This is a genomic window from Streptococcus sp. CL6.22 (assembly GCF_049738055.1).
Classification (GTDB): Bacteria; Bacillota; Bacilli; order Lactobacillales; family Streptococcaceae; genus Streptococcus; species Streptococcus mitis_DJ.
Genome location: NZ_JBKOTV010000001.1, coordinates 162,259 through 183,775, shown reverse-complemented (window position 1 = coordinate 183,775; position 21,517 = coordinate 162,259). Strand labels below are relative to the sequence as shown.

Annotated in this window: 28 protein-coding genes; 4 read left to right on the top strand and 24 right to left on the bottom strand. The window is 38.7% G+C overall.

Features of this window, described 5'->3' with window-relative positions:
* Positions 1-82: 82 nt before the first annotated feature.
* The 17 genes from ACLNCW_RS00950 to ACLNCW_RS00870 all read right to left on the bottom strand — a co-directional run bounded on the left by ACLNCW_RS00950 (position 83) and on the right by ACLNCW_RS00870 (position 8,811).
* Positions 83-475, bottom strand: a complete 393-nt coding sequence (locus ACLNCW_RS00950; RefSeq protein WP_261074207.1) for a transcriptional regulator — start codon at positions 473-475, stop codon at positions 83-85.
* Positions 475-894: a DUF1492 domain-containing protein gene (locus ACLNCW_RS00945; protein ID WP_261074208.1), complete on the bottom strand. Its 420-nt coding sequence runs from the start codon at positions 892-894 to the stop codon at positions 475-477. The genes ACLNCW_RS00950 and ACLNCW_RS00945 overlap by 1 nt, the downstream gene beginning before the upstream one ends.
* Before the next feature lie 571 nt (positions 895-1,465).
* Entirely contained in the window at positions 1,466-1,717 is a 252-nt protein-coding gene (locus ACLNCW_RS00940) for a hypothetical protein (RefSeq protein WP_119942690.1), read from the bottom strand.
* Entirely contained in the window at positions 1,704-2,045 is a 342-nt protein-coding gene (locus ACLNCW_RS00935) for a replication protein (RefSeq protein ID WP_164226176.1), read from the bottom strand. Before ACLNCW_RS00935 ends, ACLNCW_RS00940 begins: the two co-directional genes overlap by 14 nt.
* 353 nt (positions 2,046-2,398) lie before the next feature.
* Positions 2,399-2,638, bottom strand: coding sequence for a hypothetical protein (locus ACLNCW_RS00930; RefSeq protein WP_125386736.1), 240 nt, complete (start codon positions 2,636-2,638; stop codon positions 2,399-2,401).
* Positions 2,638-3,237, bottom strand: a complete 600-nt coding sequence (locus ACLNCW_RS00925) for a hypothetical protein (protein WP_239499784.1) — start codon at positions 3,235-3,237, stop codon at positions 2,638-2,640. The genes ACLNCW_RS00930 and ACLNCW_RS00925 overlap by 1 nt, the downstream gene beginning before the upstream one ends.
* An 83-nt stretch (positions 3,238-3,320) precedes the next feature.
* A complete protein-coding gene (locus ACLNCW_RS00920) occupies positions 3,321-3,479 on the bottom strand; it encodes a DUF2292 domain-containing protein (RefSeq protein ID WP_084953899.1) in 159 nt (52 codons plus the stop codon).
* A gap of 14 nt (positions 3,480-3,493) precedes the next feature.
* The gene (locus ACLNCW_RS00915) at positions 3,494-3,667 is read right to left on the bottom strand and encodes a sporulation protein Cse60 (RefSeq protein WP_119942682.1); all 174 of its coding nucleotides are present in this window, start codon (positions 3,665-3,667) and stop codon (positions 3,494-3,496) included.
* Positions 3,668-4,261: 594 nt separating this feature from the next.
* On the bottom strand, positions 4,262-5,716 hold the full coding sequence (locus ACLNCW_RS00910) for a DNA primase family protein (RefSeq protein ID WP_424845205.1): 1,455 nt from the start codon (positions 5,714-5,716) through the stop codon (positions 4,262-4,264).
* 79 nt (positions 5,717-5,795) lie between these two features.
* Positions 5,796-6,662 carry a primase alpha helix C-terminal domain-containing protein gene (locus ACLNCW_RS00905; protein WP_424845202.1) on the bottom strand — a complete coding sequence of 289 codons (867 nt, stop codon included), beginning with the start codon at positions 6,660-6,662 and terminating at the stop codon, positions 5,796-5,798.
* Position 6,663: 1 nt separating this feature from the next.
* Positions 6,664-6,810, bottom strand: a complete 147-nt coding sequence (locus ACLNCW_RS00900; RefSeq protein ID WP_185776771.1) for a hypothetical protein — start codon at positions 6,808-6,810, stop codon at positions 6,664-6,666.
* A 10-nt stretch (positions 6,811-6,820) separates the two neighbouring features.
* Positions 6,821-7,087, bottom strand: a complete 267-nt coding sequence (locus ACLNCW_RS00895; protein ID WP_125422183.1) for a DNA-binding protein — start codon at positions 7,085-7,087, stop codon at positions 6,821-6,823.
* 13 nt (positions 7,088-7,100) lie between these two features.
* On the bottom strand, positions 7,101-7,304 hold the full coding sequence (locus tag ACLNCW_RS00890) for a hypothetical protein (protein WP_084953892.1): 204 nt from the start codon (positions 7,302-7,304) through the stop codon (positions 7,101-7,103).
* Position 7,305: 1 nt separating this feature from the next.
* Positions 7,306-7,506, bottom strand: coding sequence for a hypothetical protein (locus ACLNCW_RS00885; protein WP_261015597.1), 201 nt, complete (start codon positions 7,504-7,506; stop codon positions 7,306-7,308).
* Between the two features lie 11 nt (positions 7,507-7,517).
* The gene (locus ACLNCW_RS00880; RefSeq protein ID WP_119942668.1) at positions 7,518-8,018 is read right to left on the bottom strand and encodes a hypothetical protein; all 501 of its coding nucleotides are present in this window, start codon (positions 8,016-8,018) and stop codon (positions 7,518-7,520) included.
* Between the two features lie 326 nt (positions 8,019-8,344).
* Complete coding sequence (locus ACLNCW_RS00875) at positions 8,345-8,530, bottom strand: hypothetical protein (RefSeq protein ID WP_261015598.1); 186 nt, start codon at positions 8,528-8,530, stop codon at positions 8,345-8,347.
* Positions 8,531-8,625: 95 nt separating this feature from the next.
* Positions 8,626-8,811 carry a hypothetical protein gene (locus tag ACLNCW_RS00870; protein WP_000909283.1) on the bottom strand — a complete coding sequence of 62 codons (186 nt, stop codon included), beginning with the start codon at positions 8,809-8,811 and terminating at the stop codon, positions 8,626-8,628.
* 155 nt (positions 8,812-8,966) lie between these two features.
* Between ACLNCW_RS00870 and ACLNCW_RS00865 the strand changes: the two genes are divergently transcribed.
* The 3 genes from ACLNCW_RS00865 (at position 8,967) to ACLNCW_RS00855 (ending at position 11,750) form a co-directional block, all read left to right on the top strand.
* A complete protein-coding gene (locus ACLNCW_RS00865; RefSeq protein WP_261015599.1) occupies positions 8,967-9,590 on the top strand; it encodes a helix-turn-helix domain-containing protein in 624 nt (207 codons plus the stop codon).
* A gap of 134 nt (positions 9,591-9,724) precedes the next feature.
* A complete protein-coding gene (locus ACLNCW_RS00860) occupies positions 9,725-10,393 on the top strand; it encodes a Fic family protein (protein WP_070527673.1) in 669 nt (222 codons plus the stop codon).
* A gap of 193 nt (positions 10,394-10,586) precedes the next feature.
* Positions 10,587-11,750, top strand: coding sequence for a site-specific integrase (locus ACLNCW_RS00855; protein WP_261015600.1), 1,164 nt, complete (start codon positions 10,587-10,589; stop codon positions 11,748-11,750).
* 149 nt (positions 11,751-11,899) lie between these two features.
* On the opposite strand, the gene eno is transcribed toward ACLNCW_RS00855, so the two are convergent.
* Positions 11,900-13,204 carry a surface-displayed alpha-enolase gene (gene eno / locus ACLNCW_RS00850; RefSeq protein ID WP_000022824.1) on the bottom strand — a complete coding sequence of 435 codons (1,305 nt, stop codon included), beginning with the start codon at positions 13,202-13,204 and terminating at the stop codon, positions 11,900-11,902.
* A 163-nt stretch (positions 13,205-13,367) separates the two neighbouring features.
* On the opposite strand from eno, the gene ACLNCW_RS00845 reads away from it, so the two are divergent.
* The gene (locus tag ACLNCW_RS00845; protein WP_265473191.1) at positions 13,368-13,814 is read left to right on the top strand and encodes a DUF1694 domain-containing protein; all 447 of its coding nucleotides are present in this window, start codon (positions 13,368-13,370) and stop codon (positions 13,812-13,814) included.
* On the opposite strand, the gene ACLNCW_RS00840 is transcribed toward ACLNCW_RS00845, so the two are convergent.
* Genes ACLNCW_RS00840 through glgB form a run of 6 tightly spaced genes read right to left on the bottom strand, consistent with a single transcriptional unit; the run spans position 13,811 to position 21,257 of the window.
* A complete protein-coding gene (locus ACLNCW_RS00840; protein WP_424845201.1) occupies positions 13,811-14,926 on the bottom strand; it encodes a glycerate kinase in 1,116 nt (371 codons plus the stop codon). The genes ACLNCW_RS00845 and ACLNCW_RS00840 overlap by 4 nt on opposite strands.
* 8 nt (positions 14,927-14,934) lie before the next feature.
* Positions 14,935-15,579 (bottom strand): phosphoserine phosphatase SerB, encoded by a 645-nt coding sequence (serB, locus tag ACLNCW_RS00835; protein WP_261035205.1) that lies wholly within the window; start codon positions 15,577-15,579, stop codon positions 14,935-14,937.
* Between the two features lie 58 nt (positions 15,580-15,637).
* Complete coding sequence (gene glgA / locus ACLNCW_RS00830) at positions 15,638-17,071, bottom strand: glycogen synthase GlgA (RefSeq protein WP_424845200.1); 1,434 nt, start codon at positions 17,069-17,071, stop codon at positions 15,638-15,640.
* Positions 17,068-18,207 (bottom strand): glucose-1-phosphate adenylyltransferase subunit GlgD, encoded by a 1,140-nt coding sequence (glgD, locus tag ACLNCW_RS00825; protein WP_049491441.1) that lies wholly within the window; start codon positions 18,205-18,207, stop codon positions 17,068-17,070. The genes glgA and glgD overlap by 4 nt, the downstream gene beginning before the upstream one ends.
* Positions 18,197-19,339, bottom strand: a complete 1,143-nt coding sequence (locus ACLNCW_RS00820) for a glucose-1-phosphate adenylyltransferase (protein ID WP_049491443.1) — start codon at positions 19,337-19,339, stop codon at positions 18,197-18,199. Before ACLNCW_RS00820 ends, glgD begins: the two co-directional genes overlap by 11 nt.
* Positions 19,329-21,257 carry a 1,4-alpha-glucan branching protein GlgB gene (gene glgB / locus ACLNCW_RS00815; RefSeq protein WP_424845199.1) on the bottom strand — a complete coding sequence of 643 codons (1,929 nt, stop codon included), beginning with the start codon at positions 21,255-21,257 and terminating at the stop codon, positions 19,329-19,331. The genes ACLNCW_RS00820 and glgB overlap by 11 nt, the downstream gene beginning before the upstream one ends.
* Positions 21,258-21,517: the final 260 nt, after the last annotated feature.

Below are 21,517 nucleotides of genomic sequence, written 5' to 3'. Positions count from 1 at the left end.
CTTCAGTATAATCCTTTTTCGCAAACTTTTCAATATTATCTTTATACAATGGGGCAAATATGAAGTCTCAGCCTACATTTGCCTACTTATACACTTCTAACTCTCCGTTCTGGTGGATTCTCGCATAGTTTAAAACAGCTATCTGTTTGTATCGATGATAAGTAGTGGAGCTAGTACCTGCCATCTCTACGCATTCACTCATTGTTTTCTTTCTCATATAGCAATAATGGATAATAAAGTATTTTCTGGCTCGCTTGTTCTCTATGCTGTTAATGTCGTGGGCGAATATTTCCAACCCCTCACGGATTGCTTTTTCATGCTCACCGCTCAAATTCCACTGATCAGGTAAGACAAGTTTCCAAGCCTCTTCATCGATACTAACTTGGTTTTCACTTCCTGCCATCCTCTGGAAACGTAGAAAGTAAGTCATACGCTCTCTGACGTTCATCATCGTTTTAAACTTATCCAGCTCCATTAGTTCGCTCCTTCCACCTTGCTCAAGTGTTCTATAGCTTCCTGCTTTACTCGATATACTGTAGTCTTTGATTTATCTATTTCCTCAGCAACCTGCCAAGCGTCTAGATTATTCAAATAAAAAAGTCTTAGAACAGAACGCTCAAGCGGATTGACCAACTTATCAATCAGCCTAGATATTTCCATTCTCTCTTCAGTAAGTCGCTCAATCCTCTGAAGCGTATCCTCTTTTAGTTTTAGAACACTTATAAGATCGTTCTCTGTCTTGTTCTCTCTGCTTGCCTGTATCCTGCTATGGCTTAGTGTTGGCTTTTTGATAATACCACCTTCCAGGGCCTCCAATTCCAAATATAAGCCTTTGATTTCCTTGCTTATCCACTTAACGCCCTCTAGTTTTTCTTTTACCTGCTCTGGTGTCATGCCTCGGCCTCCTCTATGATATAATATTTTTATCGGATATATCACAAAGGAGTCAGCCCTGTGCTGGCTTTTTTTGCTATTTCTCTATGTTCGCTCTAGCTTCAAATGCTTTCCCGTGAGAAAAAATGTACAATGACGGTGTGAAGCTCATAGAAGCGCGCAGGGAGGGAGATAGCCCCCATATCTCCTTATGGTTTGATAAGCAATTAAGGGATGTTTTTATTTCTCTTCTTTCCTTGTCATTCTGCAAGCAATTAAGGCAAGTTATTTCTTTGCTTATCTGCTTATCACTTGGTAAGCAACAAATCCAAAATAAGCGATGTTATTTCCTGTCTTATTTCCTTACCGTTTGACAAGGAGAAAAACGAAAATAAGGGGCTTTTAAATTCGTCTTAACTCCCTATCGTTTTGTAAGCAATTAAGAAGGTTTATTGTCGTCCTTATCTGCTTGTCATTCTGCAAGGAGTAGATCCGAAATAAGAGGGGTAAAAACTTCGCTTATCTGCTTGTCGTTTCTCAGGGAGTTAAGGAGGGTTATTATTTCTCTTATCTGCTTGATAAATGATAAGCTCTAATCATCCTCCAATAAAGCCAAATTGTCCCAGAATATCCGCAATCCTTTTGTATTTCTAATTTCTGAGATAGCTTTTTCTGCTTCTTCTTTTGTCGGATAGACTTCTATAATATCTTTGGGATTTTTCCCACCTATCCTATATCTTACCTCAAAATGTCCAGTATCAATCTGCGTCAAAAACACGGTATCAACTTCATCGACCACCGCTAACTTATTCAACTTATTTAAACGGTTTTTAATCGCCTTCATCTAGTATCTTCGCCTCTAATATTTCTAATTGCTCCACTACCTCAACCATTTCAACTGCCTTATAAGCCATGTTTAGAATGCTCTGGGCGCTCTGTTGTCTCGCATACGGGCTTACTGTCTTATCAAGCATGATTTCCCTCAATACGGTTACAGCCTCGACACTCGCATTCTGTAACAGCGTAGTAGACTCCTTGAGTTGTTCGCTACGTCTTTCACGGTAAACCCTCTTAAAAGTTACATCGTTCAAGTAATTGTAAGCCGTCCTTCTGGTTATTCCACTTAATTCACTGGCTTTTTTTACATTCCCAGTCATGAGATAATTGGCCATAAATATTTCTTTTTTTCTGCTTAATTCTGTCAAATACTAGTCACCTCGCTTTCTTTAACCTTGCTTTTTAGTTCGTCTATTTTTTCTTTTGCTCGTTTATAATCTGAAGATTTGACGTCACTAAATTTTCTAGGGATATAATCATCCATGTTTATATCCAGTCCGTTGTCTTGAAAAGCTAATCTCAGACAATCCACATATAGAGACATACACTCATCTTGTGTAGCGTATTCTGTCTTAGATGCGTGTTCCTTTATCTTTTCTAGTCTTGCTTTTAAACTTCTAACTATTCCCCTACCTCGTGTGTAATTCTGTCTGATTTATGTAAAAAAAGGGGATTGCTCCCCTCCACATCACAAACCTAACAAACCACGTTTTTCCTTGCCCAGTAGCCTATCATATAGGGCTTTATCTTTCTCAAATAGTTCACGTCTACGCTCGTAGCCCATAGCTTTAAACTCTTCAAGGGTTACAGCTTCCTCTTCATAAGATTTTGAAATACTTTCTACGTTCTTGGCAAGCCCCTGCAGTAAGTCAGCTTGTCTCTTCTCTTCTTCGATTTCTTGAAATAGTTGTTTATATTCATCTTTCATTATTGTTCTCCTTCGAATAAATTGATGCGATTCACAAAATACGCCAAATCATCACTCGAATCTAAATAGCGGTGCTGGTTTCCCATGTAACCAGCTACGCCACTGTAAATGTAAGGCTTACTTACTCCACTATATTCTGGAGATGTATTCAGGCGGTCAAATAACTCTTCGATACCTGTTTCTCTTACCTCATCCGCCAATCTCTTAGCAGTATTTTTGTAGTTTTCGTTATAATTCGCAATTAATTCCAAAAGATCAATAGATTTCTGTTTGATTTCTTGACGCTGGCGCTTCACTGTTTCATCTTGCTCTAATGCTGTCTCTAAATAACCTTTCGCATTAATTTTTCTAGCGTCTGCTACGATTGAGTCAATTCGTTCTTTTTCAAGTTTAGTTCTTTGTGCTTTCATATCAGCAATATACTTTTCTTTTGCGTTGATAGCTTGAAAATCTTCAAAAGTTTGTAAATCCGCTTTTTTAGCTTTAATAGCCTTAACTTCTTTTTCTGCTTTCTTGATTTCCTCATCAAAGCGATCAAAAATCTCTAATTGAGTCCGTACTTTGTCCATCTGGTTTTTGACTTCTTGCAATGTTGGCATTTCTTTTTCCTCCAATCTTTCCAAAAACAAAAGAGGCATAGCCAAAATAGATTCCTCTACTTTATGCTATACCTCTGATTTTTTCAGTCAGTATTCTTTTTAAATATTGTTGTTTTAGATTCCACGCTGGAGACAATCTCGCCGTCTTGTATTTTAAGCGTTACGCTTCCAAACTTCGGGATCTCTAACAGTTTTATTATACCATAACTTTTGAAATAAATAAAGCCTTCTTGTATCTCCATGTTTACCTCTCATGCTATTTGTATAGAACCATCACACTGGTTAGTGTATCCATATCCTCACTATTCCCCACTGTTGCCTCTGAATATTTTACATCCACCACTCCAACGGTTGCCATAAAATCATTTACCTGGCTTTCAAAATCCTCTAGGCTTTGCTTGTATTTCTGATAAAATAGTTTAATTTTCATGTTGTTTTTCCTCTTTCTGTTTTAAGGGTGTCACTAGTAGTTACACCATTGCAAGGGGGTCGATACTATCTACCCCATTTTGTTTTAGTGTTTGTCAGCTACTGCTTTTAGTTCATTAATTTCTTCAAAGACCTGCCCAAACTTCTCCGCTATTTTAATCACGTTCACATTATTCACCGATGAATTATAGTTCGCATTCTCAATAAATCCATCTAGTACCTCACTGATCCGCTCAACAGTTTCTTCTAGTCACTCTTTGACAAATGTTCATCGCCATCTGGTTTGCTCCTTTTTCTCTCAGATTAGGTTTTGATTAGTTTTAAAAAATAACCCTTTAAAAGCCTATTATATAATCGCTTCAAGGGTGTTAGATTAGGGTTAGGTTTACTTTTCAAGTTCGCGCCTATATAACACGTTATATTTATTTTTTTATATAGAGATATTAGAAATAAAAACTAACCTACTAACCTAAATACTCGCAAAAACTTTTATATCAACGTTTACAGAGGTTAGCGTTTAGGTTATGCTTCTATTTTTTGCATAACCTAAATTGCTATAACCCTTGGTGTAATTGGTTTTTTAGTATTAAATTTCCTAACCTAAATCTTCATCTTCTAAGTGTATTCCCCATACCCCTTTGACAAATCTTTTACGTTGAAAACCTTGTGGGTCAAGTACTTCATAAAACTTAGGGCTAACCGTTCCATTTTTGGCTGAGTACTTATGTGACGTTGTTTTTTCCAATTCGGCCATTACTGCATTGCCAAATTGTCCAAGTTTAGGTTTATCTATCCCTATATCCTCAGCAAATTCTTTTAGTTTGTTTCTTGCTATAAACATTGGAACGTGATTTACTTTGTGCCAACCATTAGGGATATAGAAATTCTCTACCCAAACTTTGATATAATCGTTATCGTTTTTGTACTTGCTAAGCATTTCTTTTACCGCTTTAGGTTCTATAAAGCTATCAAAATCTGGCATATTTAAAACTTTAAACAAAACCCACTCTAGTAGCTCTTTGTTCTTTATAAATCGGTCTTTGATTTCATGACGTTCTTTCTGACCGTTAAAATCTGCACGGAAAGGAATGATACAAAGCCGTCTATACCACCCCATGGTCTTATTTCTAGCTCTGGGCAAATCATTGCCCGAAAAGATACACAATAGTCTGAAACGTGCTTCCACGGGTTGCAAGCTTTTTTTATTGACCTGCACTGGATCTCCACTAATTACACTCATAAGGTCAGAAACTTCATCCAGGTACTTGTTAGAAATATCATCTCCGATATTACAAACCTTTCCTTCCAAAGCGCCCAAATAGAACTCTTTCCCGAATTGGTCAGGTTTTAAATTACTAATATTTGACCGTCCTATTAAATTCTCTAGCAAGGCTTGAAAAGTACCCTTTCCATTATTACCATCTCCAACCATCAGCACCATTTTCTTACGTGTTCGGTTGGGATTGATAGCTTCATTTATGACTTGCCACAATAAAGCTACAACTTCTGTATCATTAACTGCTAATGTCTCTAACCATCTATCAAAATCAAACCAGCCATCTAAAATCGGCTTTCTGGCACAAGGATTGTACTTCGTTTGTATCTTGCTAGTAATTACAAAGTTAGGACTAAATTCCTCTAGTTTATGAGTTTTAATATTATAAACTCCATTCGCTACTGGAATATATCGATAATCATCCAAGGGTGGTTTCATCTTAGTTTCTGTACGGATATATGAGATAAGTTCTAGAAAGAACTTGTTAGAAGTCAAGCGTGAGTCATATTTTAGGAGTAACTTTCTAAAAATGTCGTTACTTGATACATAATGGCCTAAATCCAAATGGTAAAGATATAACTTACTAATATCACTTATAACTCCCTCACCAATAAAGGTAAAATGGCAAATTTCCTGTAATGCTTTAGCTACGATTGCAACACTTGGTCGTGGGATTTCTACCCTTTCGTTTTTCTTTCCTTCATTCACGATATAGGAGTTTTCTTTACGCCATTGATCTCCAAGTCCCCAAATCCTGCTATATAATTCCCTCATCGTTCTAGGAGGTTGTTCTTGCTCTCTGACCTCCGTGATTTCACTTTCTAGGTTTTCTAATTCTTCTAGTTCTATGGTTCTAACCTCTCTTTCTGTATTCAGCCCGTGCAATACTGCTAAAAGTACGGTCTAACTCTTCAATTGGTAATGGTTCACTGGTGACGCTATTAGCTATCTTAGATAGTTCATAAGCCGTTTTTAAGTCGCAATCAACCCACTTATTAAAGAGTAAGCCTACAAATCGTGTCAGTGCTACGTTACGCCCTCCCTCGTCTCCAAATCCGTTGAAAAGCGTGTCAATGATCCTCATGGTCATAGATTTCTGACCACTTGGCCTTGGAGTATATGGGAGGCTTGTAGCTTTCTGTTTGACTGGTTCAGCCGTTGTCTTTGGTACTGGATAATCAAGCCCATGCTCCACAATCTTTTGATAACTTGCCGGGTCGCCTGTTGTTACTGGTAGCCCTTGGAGTTGTGACCAGGTTAGACTGGCCATGTCAAAGGGTAGTCCAATCTTGTCAGCAATCTCCTTCACTACCTGCTTATAGGTTGCCTCATTCATCACGTTGTCAGGCTTCACTACAAGGCGAAAACGGGGCTTTTCTAAGCTATGTTTGATAGTCGGGTATAAGATATAGGAGTAGCCAAATAAAGCGCTAGAAATGGCTTTTATAAAACCCTCAGTCGTCCCCTGTATATCGTCATAATCAAGGAAAATCAAATCCCGATAGATTAGACTGGAGTTGTTTCGCTTGTAACTGCCATGCTTTTCTGGTGTCACTTTGCCACTTATACAGTAAGGCGCTTGTGTACGTTTAAATTCTTCAATGTTTGCCCCTTCAGGGACTACCAAAGGCTTAAAACGTTCAATATACTCAAACGGCTCAATCTTATCAAATGGATAGACTAGATTGTTTTGAAATCCTTTAGCCTCATAAATTGTCATACTATCGCCCCTTTTTGCGTTTCTTTTTTAACTTCTTCAGTAGCTTTTGTTCTTGGAACTGTTCCAAAGATCTGCCACGGTGCTTATACAATTTAACGTCATGATAATGCCCACCACCTTGCGCTGGATGTGTGTTATACCTAGCCATTCTCTGCCTCCTAATCTACTGCAAGAAAATTGTAAATATCACTCTTACGGTAATAGATTTTCTTACTGTTTTCAAAAGGCGACTGGAACGATTTTAGACCATGGTCCTGCCAATTATTTAACGTGGTTCCACTAATACCTAACTTCTCTAATACCTCAGGCCTAGAAATCAAGTCCCAGTTGTCATCACGTTGCTTTTCCAGTTCCATCCTTTTCTCTAAGTGATCTCCCACTTTCTCCAGTAATTCAAGTTCTGCTTCTCTTGATAATAGTTGCATATTACACTCCTTTCTAGTTATGAATCTTACCTGCAAGCTGGATATAACGGCCGTAGTAAGGGTTTAAATCCTCGCTAGGTGTTTCTATCGTCTGTTGGTTTTCTCGCTCAAATTGGGCGCTTTTTTTGCGGTCTAGGTGGTTTAGATAAAGCAGTAAGCCAATCAATACCATCATAAAGACAACCGCTTGTGTATTGGTCAAATCTAATTCATTCATGCTATGCCCTCGCTTGATAATTCTTAATATATTCCACTTGATCAGTTCGCTCCATCTTCAGGAAGTCGTCCACCTCTTCGGTGCTTACTTTTCGATCTACAAAATCAGCAATAAACTGGAAGAGGTTCGGATTTCTATCCTTGATTTCAGCAATTACTTCATCAAATTCTGCTTGTGTCATGTTGTCTAGGTCTAGTGTCATTGCATTGCCTCCTAATCAATCATCATTCCACGAGTATATAAGGATGAGTCTGTCCATGAATCCAAAACGTTCTTTTTCCCTCGTTTTTTCTTTGCGATATCAACCGCTATGACTTCCCATACATAATTCAATAATTGGCTTTGTTCCATTGGGTAGGTATTTTCTTTAGTTATTTCAGCTAGGTAAGTGTTTAAGAAAAGAAATCCATCAAAGTTGGAAAGTAGCTTTATAAACTTAGTATCACCCCAATAATTTCTGTAATAAGACTCTTCTCGTTCTTCTAGTTCACCTATTACCTCAGCAATCACCCTCTGTTTCATCTTCTCTGTTTGTTCCTTTAGCGTTTGCTGTTGTTCATGGTATTCTGTGCTAGTTAGTTCATTGTAGACATCATCCAAGTCATTCAATACCCTGCTGATTTCTCTTTTAGCTAATGCAGTTCCAGCTCCTACAAGAATTTCTTGTATTTCTTCTAAATTTGTTGAAATAGCTTCTAATTGATCTGCTATCATATTTTTCCTCCGTTGGCCTTTTTATTGTCGTTTCCTATACAGTATTGACACCACTCCAAACGCTGGGCGATTACCCCAAGTTGGCGAACGTATGTAGTGATGTTTCGTGGGTAATCCACCCACATTTTTGTTAAAGAGTGCTTAGAGTCGCCGTGTCAGCACTTAAATTTCAAAATCTTTTCTAATTGCTTGCCTGCCACTAGTTGTTATTGATTGAATAGTTGATTTTTGTTATAATTGAGATATAGAAAAATATCTATATTCTTGATCCAGTCGCTTGCTCTCCTCGACCAAAATTTGAGCAAGTGACTTTTTTGTTGTCGTTTTTAATCATCATTTCTTGGCTTCTTATAGATCAGTTGACGATTTTCCACTAATTCAGCAATAAAAGCTAGATTATTAGCTGTCTTTTCTATTAAGTCATCAAGTACTGCTTTATTTTCAGGTAGTCCCATAGCTTCAGCCACACTCACGGCATCATCTAGCCATGTTTTAAATTCTTTAAAGTTCATTTCTTTTCTCCTTTTTTGTTGTCAATCCCCAGTGGTAAAGCACCACATGAGAAATCTGTAAATGTAAAATAGTATTGCGATTGGGTCGCTCCTTTCTAATAATCTTCTGCAAGCCACTGCATGGCTTTTTGATAAATGCTAGGCTTTACTTCGCCACCGTCTCGGATTTTTCGATAGGTAACTTGTGTAACTCCTATTTCTTCGCCTGCTTGCTTTGCAGTCAATTTCTTATCTGCTTGCTTTCGGCGAATCGCTTTTGCTTGTGTTGAGGTAATAAGCAATAAAGTTCCTCCTTCCAAAAGATATCATAATTGATAACTTTATCTAGATTGTAACATCATAAATGATACTTGTCAAGCAATAAATGATGTTTTGTGTTATCTTTTTTGATATTTTTTTTATTTTATGATATAATCACAATGAGGTAATAATATTTATGAAAAATCGTATTAAACTACTTAGACAAAAACAAGGGAAAACACAAAAAGAATTGGCCGATGAAATAGGTGTAAAAAAACTAACAATATCTAGATGGGAAAATGCTGAGGATGTTTCCCTTAAGCAAGAAAAAGCCCAGCAACTAGCTGATCACTTCGGGGTAAGTGTAGGCTACCTGTTGGGGTATGATGACGTTCCAAAAGAATTAATAGATGAATTAGAATTACAGCTAGATCATGTTTTAACTCCAACTGAAAAAGAAGATTTAGAAAATAATCCAGAATTAAGAAATCACTATTTATCTATCGTTCGGAACAGACTTCTATATAATCAAAGAAAAGAGGTTGAAAAAACTGCGCAAGCATTTGACAAAGATTTTATCCGACTACTAAAAGAGTATTCTATCTATCTTTCAGATAATCAAATTGAGCAAATCAAAGATCTTATGAAAACAATGTCAAATATAAATAATAGATATTTGATGGTTACAATGGCTGGTGGATACTTTGAACAAATGAAATCTGAGAAAGAAAATGAGTTCAAGGAATTGTTTAAATACAGTAAAATATGGCAAGAGAACTATTCCACAATGGAATACAATGAGAAGAATAATATTAAATAACTTCCCATATTCGCCAATAGCAATCCTATTTCAAAGGTCTATTGTGCAAAAACAGGGGAAATTGAAGAATAGAAAGCCGATTTTACAGACTAAAGTGCAAAAATGAGCGAAATTGACAAATAGAAAGGGGAATTATGACCTACTCACAAAAATATCTGGACGATATACTGGTACGCATGGCCTACCATTCTAGCGGTATTGAAGGGAACACTATCTCTCTACCCGAAACCGTCAGCATTATCTTAGAAAGCACCTTGCCACGAAACGGCAAAAGTATTCGTGAGTTTTATGAGATTGAAAACCATAAACAAGCCTTTTCTTATCTCTTGGACTCATTGGCAAACCATCAAGCCCTTACTGTGGGGGTGGTTCAAGATTTTCACGCCTTGTTAGTGGATAGACTGCAACATGATAGAGGACGATTTAAACAAGTTCAAAATGCTATTATCGGGGCGGAATTTCAAACGGCTAGCCCAGCAGAAACTCCCTACCTTATGACACAATGGGCGGATAATACTGCTTATCGCTTAGATCATGCTCATGATGAAAAAGAAATCTTAGAGATTTTAGCAGATACCCATATCCAGATTGAACGGATTCATCCATTTAGCGACGGTAACGGCCGTACTGGTCGCCTGGTACTCATGTACCTAGCTATGAAGTATCTAAACGCTCCTATCATCGTCTCAAAAGACTCAAGGGCGCATTATATGGAACTCCTCGCAAACCAAGATGTAACTGGACTAGCTGGCCTATTCAAAGAATCACTGGACTATGAAAAAACACGTATGGAACAGTTTTAAAGCGATAAAACTCTTGAAATATCGGGGCTTTTTAAACCCCATATAAGCCCCATATCCGCCTGTTTTCTATTCTGGTACAATTTACCGTCTGACTGATTAAAATCGAAAATAAGAGGGTTCTCGTAGCCCCTCGCATGGTATAAACTCAAAACCTTTTCTAATTGCTTGCCTGCTGATGGAAAAGGAGTAAACCATGAATATTACAGAATACAAAAAGAAAAACGGATCTATCGTATACCGAGCAAGCGTGTATCTTGGGGTTGACAAACTTACAGGGAAAAAGGCTAGAACTACTGTTACGGCCAACACTAAAAAGGGGATTAAAATCAAAGCAAGGGAAGCTGTCAATGCTTTTGCTTCAAACGGCTATACAGTTAAAGATAAGCCAACAATCACAACATACGAAGAATTGGTAAAAGTTTGGTGGGATAGTTACAAGAATACAGTTAAACCCAATACTCGCCAGTCTATGGATGGATTGGTTAGAGTGCATTTATTGCCTGTATTTGGCGATTACAAGCTAGATAAGTTAACCACGCCTATTCTTCAACAACAAGTGAATAAATGGGCTGACAAGGCCAATAAAGGCGAAAAAGGGGCGTTTGCTAACTACTCCTTACTTCATAACATGAATAAGCGTATTTTGAAGTATGGCGTAGCTATTCAGGTAATACAATACAATCCAGCTAATGATGTCATCGTTCCACGCAAACAGCAAAAAGAAAAGTCTACTGTAAAATACTTAGACAACAAAGAATTAAAACAGTTTCTTGGCTATTTAGATACTCTGGATCAATCAAATTATGAAAACCTATTTGATGTTGTCCTGTATAAAACTTTATTGGCAACTGGTTGCCGTATCGGTGAAGCATTAGCCCTTGAGTGGTCTGATATTGACCTAGAAAGCGGTGTTATCAGTATCACTAAAACACTAAACCGCTATCAAGAAATAAATTCGCCTAAATCAAGCGCTGGTTATCGTGATATACCAATAGACAGAACAACCTTACTTTTACTTAAACAATACAAAAATCGTCAACAAATTCAGTCTTGGAAATTAGGCCGAACTGAAACAGTTGTATTCTCAGTATTTACAGAAAAATATGCTTATGCTTGCAAACTACGCAAACGCCTAAATAAGCATTTTGAGAACGCTGGTGTAACCAATGTATCATTCCACGGTTTCCGCCATACACATACCACTATGATGTTGTACGCTCAGACTAGCCCTAAAGATGTCCAATATAGATTGGGACACTCTAACTTATTAGTGACTGAAAATGTTTACTGGCATACAAACCAAGAGAATGCAAAAAAAGCTGTCTCAAATTATGAAACAGCCATCAATAATTTATAAAGGGTGTCACGATGAGTGACTACCCTCTTACTATACTTAAAATTACTATCGGGTAACTAAAAGGGTAGTAAAATAAGAAAAAGCACTAAGGGAAAGCGCCCCAAAGTGCTTATTTTAAAGGCTTTACGCCATCTAATCTAGAAATTAGATTATTTTTTAAGGTTGTAGAATGATTTCAATCCACGGTATTCAGCTACTTCACCAAGTTGGTCTTCAATACGAAGCAATTGGTTGTATTTAGCAATACGGTCTGTACGTGAAAGTGAACCAGTCTTGATTTGTCCTGCGTTTGTTGCAACTGCGATGTCAGCGATTGTTGAATCTTCAGTTTCACCTGAACGGTGTGATACAACGGCAGTGTAACCAGCTTCTTTAGCCATTTCGATAGCGTCGAATGTTTCAGTAAGAGTACCGATTTGGTTAACTTTGATAAGGATTGAGTTAGCTGCGCCTTCTGCGATACCTTTTTCAAGGTATGAAGTGTTTGTTACGAAGAAGTCGTCACCAACCAATTGAACTTTACCACCAAGACGTTCAGTAAGAGCTTTCCATCCGTCCCAGTCATTTTCATCCATACCATCTTCGATAGTGATGATTGGGTATTTGTTTACCAATTCTTCAAGGTAGTCGATTTGTTCTGCAGCAGTACGTACAGCAGCTCCTTCACCTTCAAATTTAGTGTAGTCGTAAACTTTACGTTCTTTATCGTAGAATTCTGATGAAGCACAGTCAAATCCGATAAATACGTCTTTACCTGGAACATATCCAGCAGCTTCGATAGCAGCAAGGATAGTTTCAACACCGTCTTCAGTTCCTTCGAAACGAGGAGCGAATCCACCTTCGTCACCTACGGCTGTTTCAAGACCACGAGATTTAAGGATTTTCTTAAGAGCGTGGAAGATTTCAGCACCCCAACGAAGAGCTTCTTTGAATGTAGGTGCACCAGCAGGTACGATCATGAACTCTTGGAAAGCAATTGGAGCATCTGAGTGAGAACCACCGTTGATGATGTTCATCATTGGAGTTGGAAGAACTTTAGTGTTGAATCCACCAAGGTAGCTGTAAAGTGGGATTTCAAGGTAGTCAGCAGCAGCGCGAGCTACAGCGATAGACACACCAAGGATTGCGTTGGCACCCAATTTACCTTTGTTAGGAGTACCGTCAAGTGCGATCATAGCACGGTCGATAGCTTGTTGGTCACGTACATCGTAGCCGATGATTGCTTCAGCAATGATGTTGTTTACGTTGTCAACAGCTTTTTGTGTACCAAGACCACCGTAACGAGATTTGTCACCGTCGCGAAGTTCAACTGCTTCGTGTTCACCAGTAGAAGCTCCTGATGGAACCATACCACGTCCGAAAGCACCTGATTCAGTGTAAACTTCTACTTCAAGTGTTGGGTTACCGCGTGAGTCTAGGACTTCGCGAGCGTAAACATCAGTAATAATTGACATTTTTTACTCTCCTTATGAGTTAAATTTTTTACACCTCTATAATACCTTAAATACCCTCCTTTTTCAAGAAAAAACGTTATCTTTGTGCAAATTTTCCTTAACTTTATAAAGTAATCGCTTTCTTTTGTCTGTTTTATTCTAACTTTTATGATATACTGTTTTCATGACAGATTTATCAAAACAATTACTTGAAAAAGCTCATGGTGGGCCAAAAATAAATCCGGATGAGCAAAGACGCTATCTTGGCACTTTTGAGGAAAGAGTTCTTGGATATGCAGATATTGATACGGCAAATAGCCCTCAGCTAGAAAAAGGCTTTTTATCTATTTTAGAAAACCTTCAGGAAAAAGCGGAGCCACTATTTGTGAAGATTTCACCAAATATCGAATTTGACAAACAAGTTTTCTACTTAAAAGAAGCCAAAGAAACTGATAGTCAAGCTACCATTGTATCCGAAGAGCATACTTCTTCTCCTTTTGGCCTGATTATCCACACCAATGCACCAGTTCAAGTAGAAGAAAAGAACCTTCGACTTGCTTTTGCAAAACTTTGGGAAGTTAAAAAGGAAGAACCTGCCAAAACATCCTTATGGAAGAAATGGTTTGGCTAAATCTTATTCATACTTAATAAACGTCCAATATTGGCAGTTGTGTGCTCCAGATAGAGACTGGCATTTTTCAAACTATCTTCTAAAGCTTCACTTTTCTCCAAAATAGAAAAGGCCGCTTGGATATTCTCAAATGGTAGGGAAGGTAAATCCTCAGCAATACTACCACAAATAGCAATGACAGGAACTCCGACAGGGGTTCTTTTTGCAACACCTATAGGCGCTTTACCTGCTAAACTTTGACGATCTAGCCTTCCTTCTCCTACAACTACCAAGTCAGCATCTAAAACTTTCTTATCAAAGTTGATTAGGTTCAAGCAGGTATCAATTCCCGACACGATATTTGCCTGAGCAAAGGCACACAAACCAGCAGCAATGCCTCCACCAGCTCCTGCTCCTTTAATTTCCAATGTTACAGGTGAGGCTTTTTCATAAAAATCTTGGATTGCCTGATCTACGACTGCAAACATAGTAGGATGTAAACCTTTTTGCTTTCCAAAAGTGTAGGTCGCACCTTGTGGACCACATAAGGGACTCACGACATCTGCTAAAATACGAATTTGAACATCTTCAGGAATTTCATAGCGATTTTCTGTTGAAACAGAAGCTAATTTTAGTAAGGATTGACCGCATGCAGGCAAGACATTTCCATCCCTATCATAAAATCGATAACCTAAACCAGCAGCGATCCCAATTCCTCCGTCATTACTGGCCGTGCCACCAACGCCGATATAGATTTCTTTAATCCCTTGAGCAATGAGATGACGAATCAACTCTCCAATACCACAAGTCTGGATTTGAAGTGGATTTCGTTTCTCTAGCGGAATTTTTCCAAGGCCAACCAAGTCGGCGACTTCAAATAGTGCCAGTTGACTTTTTTGAAAATAGCGCATGGCTTCTTTTTGGCCAAAAGGGCCTGTCACTTGGATCCATTTTTCTTCAAGGTCCAGAGAATGTCGGATAGCATCTACAGTACCTTCTCCCCCATCACCAACAGGGCAGAGGAGACATTCTACATCTGCTATCGATTGTTGGAAGCCTCTTTTTATTGCTTCAGCTACTTGTTGAGCGGACAAGCTTTCCTTAAATGAATCTGGTGCAATTACAATCTTCATATTTTCCCTCATTCTAAACAGTCAATCAAAGGAAGAACTTTTAAAAAATCCCTCTTGTCAACATGATTCGGTATTTCTTTTTTGAGTACTTCTTTGCCACAAAAAGCGATTCCCAATCCTGCTGACTTCAACATAAATAGATCATTGGCCCCGTCACCGATTGCAATCGTTCTTTCTTTAGAAAGTTTTAGTTCCTTTCTCCATTGTTCCAGAGTCTCTTTTTTAACCTCGGGACTAATAATTTGTCCAACTAATTTCCCTGTTAGAAAGCCACCTTTGACTTCTAGTTGGTTGGCAGAGAAATAGGCAATACCAAGGGATTTAGCTAGTGTCTCAACGATTGGTGTAAAGCCGCCAGACACCAGACCTACTAAGATGCCATTCTTTTGGAGAATGGAAATGAATTCCTGGGCATTTGGCGTTAGATGAATAGAGTTGAAGACTTTATCAAAGACCGAAATAGGAAGACCTTCCAACAAGGACACTCTGTCTCGTAAACTGCTTTCAAAGTCTAACTCTCCTCGCATTGCCCGACTTGTAATCAGCGAAATTTCCTCCTCACAGCCTGCCTCTCTTCCCAACAAATCAATCACTTCTTCTAGAATTAAGGTTCCATCAACATCCATGACACACAAACCTTTTACTTGAGACATCAGTTCTCCTCTCTAAATAGCCCAAAAATCGTATGAAGTCATCATACGATTTTATCTATTAATTAACTAAACTATGGTACAAGTCAAGGTATGACCTGCAGGCTGTATCCCATGAGAAATCACACTCCATAGCTTGTTTTTGTAAGTTTCTCCAAACGTCAGGATGATTTCTATACAAGTCCAATGCTGTTTGGAAAGTCCAATTCAACCAGTAAGGAGATAGATTGTCAAAGCTAAAGCCAGTACCGCTTCCTTCGATTGGATTGAAAGCACGAACAGTATCTCGCAAGCCACCAACTTCATGGACCAATGGCAAGGTTCCGTAACGCATAGCCATCATTTGAGACAAGCCACACGGTTCAAAACGACTTGGCATGAGGAAGAGGTCACAAGCAGCGTAGATTTCTTGAGCTAGTTTGACATCAAAAGTGATATTTGCTGATAGCTTGTCTGGGTAAATCTGAGCAAACCACGAGAAAGCACCTTCAAAGGCTGGATCTCCAGTTCCCAAAAGAACAATCTGAACATCATTTTGCAAGATATGGTGAAGACTTTCGACCACGACATCAAAACCTTTTTGACGTGTCAAACGAGAAACAATTCCCACCAGTGGAACATCAGCTCTAACTGGCAAGCCAACTCTCTCTTGCAATTTTGCCTTGTTTTGGTCTTTCCCAGACAAATCTTCTTGACTAAAATGATAGTCTAAAAGAGCATCCGTCTGAGGATTATACAGGTCAGCATCAATCCCATTCACGATACCAGATACCTTGCCAGATTCCATTCGAAGAATCTGATCCAAGTTACATCCGAATTGGCTAGTCATAATTTCATGAGCATAGCTAGGTGAAACAGTTGATACACGGTCTGCGTAAAGAATACCAGCCTTCATCCAGTTCAGACAGTTGTTCCAGCGAAGTGTCCCATCTGCATAACGTTCAAAGCCAACTCCAAACAAATCCCATAACATTCCTTCTGAGAATTGTCCTTGAAATTCCAGATTATGAATGGTTAAAACAGTTTTAATGCCCTCATAGGCTTGAATCCAACGGTATTTTTCCTTCAACAAGAAAGGAATCATAGCTGTATGGTAGTCATGAACATGGAGAAGATCAGGAATAAAGTCAATCCTTTCCATAGCCTCAATGGCAGCCAGTTGGAAAAAAGCAAAGCGTTCTCCGTCATCAAAATCACCGTAAACATGACCTCGGAAGAAATAATATTGGTTGTCAATGAAGTAGAAGGTCACACCATTTAAGACTGTTTTCTTAATCCCACAGTACTGTCTGCGCCAACCAACACTAACCTCAAAATGAAGCACATCTTCAATCTGATTTCCAAATTTAGCCTCTACCATGTCATAGTAGGGTAAAATTACTGCAACTTCATGTCCCGCTTTTACCAGTGATTTAGGAAGAGCGCCAATGACGTCTCCCAAACCACCTGTTTTTGAAAAGGGTGCACCCTCAGCTGCTACAAATAAAATTTTCATGAATGAATATCCTCTGTTACTTTAGCACCTTTCTTAACGACGACTGGATGTTCTGCAGTTCCACGGATCACTACTCCATCCGCAACTTCAACACCCTTGTCCAATATAGCGTATTCTACCTGAGCACCTTCTCCAATAACAACACGAGGGAATAAGATGCTATCTTTAACCAAGCTATCCTTATGGACATGAATATTACGTGATAAAACAGAATTAGCCACTTGACCTTCAACAATACTACCAGAAGCAAACTGAGAAGTACTTACCTTAGATGTATTGGCATAGTAAGTTGGCTCTTCGTTTTTGACCTTTGTATAAATCTTTTGGTTTGGTGAGAAGAGAGAATAGAACTTTTGCGATTCAAGCATATCGATATTCGCTTTATAATAAGACTCTACAGAATGAATGTTGGCTAGGTAGCCTGTGTACTCGTAGGCAAAAGCCCCTTCTTTTGCAGCCAAATCCCGTAAAACATAGCGCAACTTCTCTGGATGTTCTTTCTTAGCCTCTTCTTCTAAGCGTTCAATCAACCAAGGGGTATCAACGACAAAGATATCTGTCGACATATTGTAAACTTCATCTGATGATTTACTATCAAAGAGTTTATGAGAACGAACATGGTCTGTTTCATCCACTTCCAAGATTGCGTTTACTTCTGAAATGTCTTTCTTAGCTAGTTTTTTATAAACTACAGTGATAGGCCCTTTTGTTGTACTATGTAGATGGAAAACTTGGTTCAAATCAATATTAATCAAAACATCACAGTTGAGTGAAACTGTTTGGTTTGAGCCAGAACGTTTCAAGTAAGTAAGAAGTTGTTGGTAGTATTCTTTTCCAACTGTACTACTTTCCACACGAGTATTGTAAATACCTAGATAATAGTGGCTAAGAAGAGTTGACAAGCCCCACTCACGTCCTGAACGGATATGGTCAAAGACTGAGCTGATATTGTCTTGTTGGAAAATACCAAAAATACTACGGACACCAGCATTAGCAAGACTTGAAAGCGGGAAGTCAATCAAGCGATATTTACCACCAAATGGCAAACTAGCTACTGGACGGTGGTCTGTCAGTGTTGACATATCATGAAAACCAACTGTGTTTCCTAAAATGGCAGAATATTTATCAATCTTCATCTGTTGCTACCCCCACTACTTCATCATATCCTACAACTTGTACTTCTTCTGTTCCATCAATTTCGACACCATCAGAAATAACTGCACCTTCACCAATAATGGCACGTTTGATTTTAGCTCCCTGACCGACAATTGCACCACTCATGATAACTGAATCTACTACTTCTGCCCCTTCGCGAACTTGCGCACCTGTTGAGAGGATAGAATGTTTAACAGTTCCATCTACGAAACAGCCATCGACAACCAAGGAATCTTCCACATGAGCATTTGCCCCAAGGAAGTTTGGTGGTGAAATTAAGTTTCTTGAGTAAATCTTCCATTGACGGTTACGGCTATCCAAGGCATTTTCTGGTGAAATATATTCCATGTTAGCTTCCCAAAGTGACTCAATAGTACCAACATCTTTCCAGTAGCCATTAAACTCATATGCATAGACACTTTCACCTGACTCAAGGTAATTTGGAATGACATTCTTACCGAAGTCTGACATATCGACATTGCTCTTTTCAGCAGTAACAAGCATATTGCGCAGACGTTGCCAATCAAAAATGTAAATTCCCATAGAAGCTTTTGTAGATTTAGGTTGAGCTGGTTTTTCTTCAAATTCAACAATGCGGTTATTGGCATCTGTGTTCATAATACCAAAACGACTAGCTTCTTTAAGAGGGACGTCTAAAACCGCTACTGTCAAGCTGGCATTATTATCTTTGTGAGACTGGAGCATATCATCATAATCCATTTTGTAGATATGGTCCCCAGATAGAATCAAGACATACTCAGGATTGACACTGTCGATATAATCAATATTTTGGTAAATAGCGTGGCTAGTCCCCTCAAACCAACGATTTCCTTCACTTGCAGAATAAGGTTGAAGAATAGAGACACCAGAATTGATACCGTCTAGTCCCCAGCTTGAACCATTACCAATATGGTTGTTGAGAGCAAGTGGTTGGTACTGTGTAATGACTCCAACATTGTTGATGCCTGAGTTGGCACAGTTTGAAAGAGCAAAGTCAATGATACGGTAGCGCCCACCAAATTGCACAGCTGGTTTTGCAATGCTTTGAGTGAGTTTACCGAGACGAGTTCCTTGCCCACCAGCAAGAATCAAAGCTAACATTTCATTCTTCATTTTCTACTCCTTTTTGGTTTTTACTTGTGACGGTTTTAGTAGGTTTCAATCGACGTTTGATTTTCCAAACACTTGCTCCCATAGCCGGTAGGGTAAAGGTCAAGGTCTGCTCATAATCTTTCCATAGTCCTTCTTGCGTTTGAACAGTTTGATTATGTTCTTTCCAAACGCCTCCCCACTCTTCTAACTCAGTATTCCAGACTTCTTCGTAAATCCCTGCAACAGGAAGTCCGATTGTAAAATCTTTTCGTTCAACAGGTGCCATATTAAAGATACAGACTAACATATCATCCTTCTTACCCTTACGGATGAAGGAAAGAACACTCTGGTCTCTATTATCCGCATCGATGATTTCAATACCATCATAGCTGGTATCAATTTCCCACAGACAGCGGTGGTCTTTGTAAAACTGGTTTAGCTGAGACGTGAAATACTTCATCTTAGCATTCATTGGATCTTCTAGGTTAGACCATTCCAACTGTTCTTCAGATTTCCATTCTAGAAATTGCCCGTATTCGCTCCCCATGAAGAGTAATTTCTTACCCGGGTGACAAATTTGGTAAGTGTAGAGATTGCGCAAGCCTGCGAATTGATTATAGCGATCTCCCCACATCTTATGCATCATACTCTTCTTACCATGGACCACTTCATCATGTGAGAACGGTAGGAGATAGTTTTCCTTGAAGACATACATAAAGCTGAAAGTCACCAGGTTAAAGTCGTATTTACGATAAATCGGATCTTCTTCATAGAAACGGAGGATGTCATTCATCCAACCCATATTCCATTTGTAGTCAAATCCTAGACCATCTGAATCCTTAGTGTCAGTAATCTGAGTAGCTGATGAACTTTCCTCAGCTATCATCATAACGTCTGGATGAGCTTGTTTAATTACATCATTCAAGCGTTGAAGGAAATAATAACCCTCGTAGTTGAGATTGCCGCCATCTTTATTAGGTGTCCATGGAGCATCATCGTAGTCAAGATAGAGCATATTGCTAACGGCATCTACGCGAATACCATCTAGATGGTAAAAGTCAATCCAAAACTTAATACTAGAAATCAAGAAGGACTGGACTTCATTCTTTCCAAGGTCAAAATTGAGTGCTCCCCAACCGTAGTTATGAGCCTTATTATGGTCTTGATATTCAAAAGTCGGTGTTCCATCATAATAGGCCAAGGCATCATCATTGATAGTAAAGTGACCAGGTACCCAGTCTACAATAACCCCAATATTGTTTAAGTGACATTCCTCAACAAAATCTTGAAACTCTTCAGGACGACCATAGGCATGCTCTAGAGCAAAGTAACCCATAAGCTGATAGCCCCAACTCAAACCTAGTGGGTGAGACATCAGGGGCATAAACTCAATGTGAGTATAATTCATCTCAACCAAGTAAGGAATGAGTTCATCTTTCAATTGAGCAAAACTATAGGGGCTGCCATCCGGATTTCTCTTCCAAGAGCCAGCATGAGCCTCATAAATATTGACAGGACGCTCTTCAAAGCTCAAGCGTTTTCTACGGGCTAGCCAGAGGCCATCCTTCCATTTCTTTTCTGGAATATCTGTTAAAATAGCACCAGTCCCAGGTCGGGCCTCATACCGTACAGCCAAAGGGTCAATCTTCATCAGCTGATGACCATTTGCACGTGTGATATGATACTTATAAATTTGACCTTCTTGAGCAAGACTGGTAAAGACTTCCCATACTCCAAATTCATTCCGTTCCATCAGAATTTGATTTTCAACCCAATTGGTGAAATCTCCTACCAAGTGGACAGCCTGAGCGTTGGGAGCCCACACACGAAATGTATAACCGTACTCTCCATTTAGTTCTTCCCTATGTGCTCCTAGATAATGCTGAAGGTGAAAATTTTCTCCTGTCATAAAGGTGTGCAAAGCTTCTCTTTTATCCATAATACCTCCTCTTTTCTGTAAGCGTTTTCTATAGATTTATTATACTACCTTTTTAGGGAAGATTCAAGTAAATTACGGAATTTGCAAAAAAATCTTTTGAAAGTCTTCAACAAATTCACTGATGTGTTCACTTGTAAATCAAGAAATTTTCAGAAACGCTATGAAAACGAATTGTTTTTTTATAATACTATCATAAAGTTCGTTATTTAGCTAACAAAAATATAATTTTAAGTAAAAAAATAAATCAGGAAACGAATTTC

What these genes read in the sequence shown, in the direction of transcription:
- ACLNCW_RS00950 (WP_261074207.1), bottom strand. Translation starts at nt 475, where the DNA reads ATGGAGCTGGATAAGTTTAAAACGATGATGAACGTCAGAGAGCGTATG.
- ACLNCW_RS00945 (WP_261074208.1), bottom strand. Translation starts at nt 894, where the DNA reads ATGACACCAGAGCAGGTAAAAGAAAAACTAGAGGGCGTTAAGTGGATA.
- ACLNCW_RS00940 (WP_119942690.1), bottom strand. Translation starts at nt 1,717, where the DNA reads ATGAAGGCGATTAAAAACCGTTTAAATAAGTTGAATAAGTTAGCGGTG.
- ACLNCW_RS00935 (WP_164226176.1), bottom strand. Translation starts at nt 2,045, where the DNA reads ATGGCCAATTATCTCATGACTGGGAATGTAAAAAAAGCCAGTGAATTA.
- ACLNCW_RS00930 (WP_125386736.1), bottom strand. Translation starts at nt 2,638, where the DNA reads ATGAAAGATGAATATAAACAACTATTTCAAGAAATCGAAGAAGAGAAG.
- ACLNCW_RS00925 (WP_239499784.1), bottom strand. Translation starts at nt 3,237, where the DNA reads ATGCCAACATTGCAAGAAGTCAAAAACCAGATGGACAAAGTACGGACT.
- ACLNCW_RS00920 (WP_084953899.1), bottom strand. Translation starts at nt 3,479, where the DNA reads ATGGAGATACAAGAAGGCTTTATTTATTTCAAAAGTTATGGTATAATA.
- ACLNCW_RS00915 (WP_119942682.1), bottom strand. Translation starts at nt 3,667, where the DNA reads ATGAAAATTAAACTATTTTATCAGAAATACAAGCAAAGCCTAGAGGAT.
- ACLNCW_RS00910 (WP_424845205.1), bottom strand. Translation starts at nt 5,716, where the DNA reads ATGAGGGAATTATATAGCAGGATTTGGGGACTTGGAGATCAATGGCGT.
- ACLNCW_RS00905 (WP_424845202.1), bottom strand. Translation starts at nt 6,662, where the DNA reads ATGACAATTTATGAGGCTAAAGGATTTCAAAACAATCTAGTCTATCCA.
- ACLNCW_RS00900 (WP_185776771.1), bottom strand. Translation starts at nt 6,810, where the DNA reads ATGGCTAGGTATAACACACATCCAGCGCAAGGTGGTGGGCATTATCAT.
- ACLNCW_RS00895 (WP_125422183.1), bottom strand. Translation starts at nt 7,087, where the DNA reads ATGCAACTATTATCAAGAGAAGCAGAACTTGAATTACTGGAGAAAGTG.
- ACLNCW_RS00890 (WP_084953892.1), bottom strand. Translation starts at nt 7,304, where the DNA reads ATGAATGAATTAGATTTGACCAATACACAAGCGGTTGTCTTTATGATG.
- ACLNCW_RS00885 (WP_261015597.1), bottom strand. Translation starts at nt 7,506, where the DNA reads ATGACACTAGACCTAGACAACATGACACAAGCAGAATTTGATGAAGTA.
- ACLNCW_RS00880 (WP_119942668.1), bottom strand. Translation starts at nt 8,018, where the DNA reads ATGATAGCAGATCAATTAGAAGCTATTTCAACAAATTTAGAAGAAATA.
- ACLNCW_RS00875 (WP_261015598.1), bottom strand. Translation starts at nt 8,530, where the DNA reads ATGAACTTTAAAGAATTTAAAACATGGCTAGATGATGCCGTGAGTGTG.
- ACLNCW_RS00865 (WP_261015599.1), top strand. Translation starts at nt 8,967, where the DNA reads ATGAAAAATCGTATTAAACTACTTAGACAAAAACAAGGGAAAACACAA.
- ACLNCW_RS00860 (WP_070527673.1), top strand. Translation starts at nt 9,725, where the DNA reads ATGACCTACTCACAAAAATATCTGGACGATATACTGGTACGCATGGCC.
- ACLNCW_RS00855 (WP_261015600.1), top strand. Translation starts at nt 10,587, where the DNA reads ATGAATATTACAGAATACAAAAAGAAAAACGGATCTATCGTATACCGA.
- eno (WP_000022824.1), bottom strand. Translation starts at nt 13,204, where the DNA reads ATGTCAATTATTACTGATGTTTACGCTCGCGAAGTCCTAGACTCACGC.
- ACLNCW_RS00845 (WP_265473191.1), top strand. Translation starts at nt 13,368, where the DNA reads ATGACAGATTTATCAAAACAATTACTTGAAAAAGCTCATGGTGGGCCA.
- ACLNCW_RS00840 (WP_424845201.1), bottom strand. Translation starts at nt 14,926, where the DNA reads ATGAAGATTGTAATTGCACCAGATTCATTTAAGGAAAGCTTGTCCGCT.
- serB (WP_261035205.1), bottom strand. Translation starts at nt 15,579, where the DNA reads ATGTCTCAAGTAAAAGGTTTGTGTGTCATGGATGTTGATGGAACCTTA.
- glgA (WP_424845200.1), bottom strand. Translation starts at nt 17,071, where the DNA reads ATGAAAATTTTATTTGTAGCAGCTGAGGGTGCACCCTTTTCAAAAACA.
- glgD (WP_049491441.1), bottom strand. Translation starts at nt 18,207, where the DNA reads ATGAAGATTGATAAATATTCTGCCATTTTAGGAAACACAGTTGGTTTT.
- ACLNCW_RS00820 (WP_049491443.1), bottom strand. Translation starts at nt 19,339, where the DNA reads ATGAAGAATGAAATGTTAGCTTTGATTCTTGCTGGTGGGCAAGGAACT.
- glgB (WP_424845199.1), bottom strand. Translation starts at nt 21,257, where the DNA reads ATGGATAAAAGAGAAGCTTTGCACACCTTTATGACAGGAGAAAATTTT.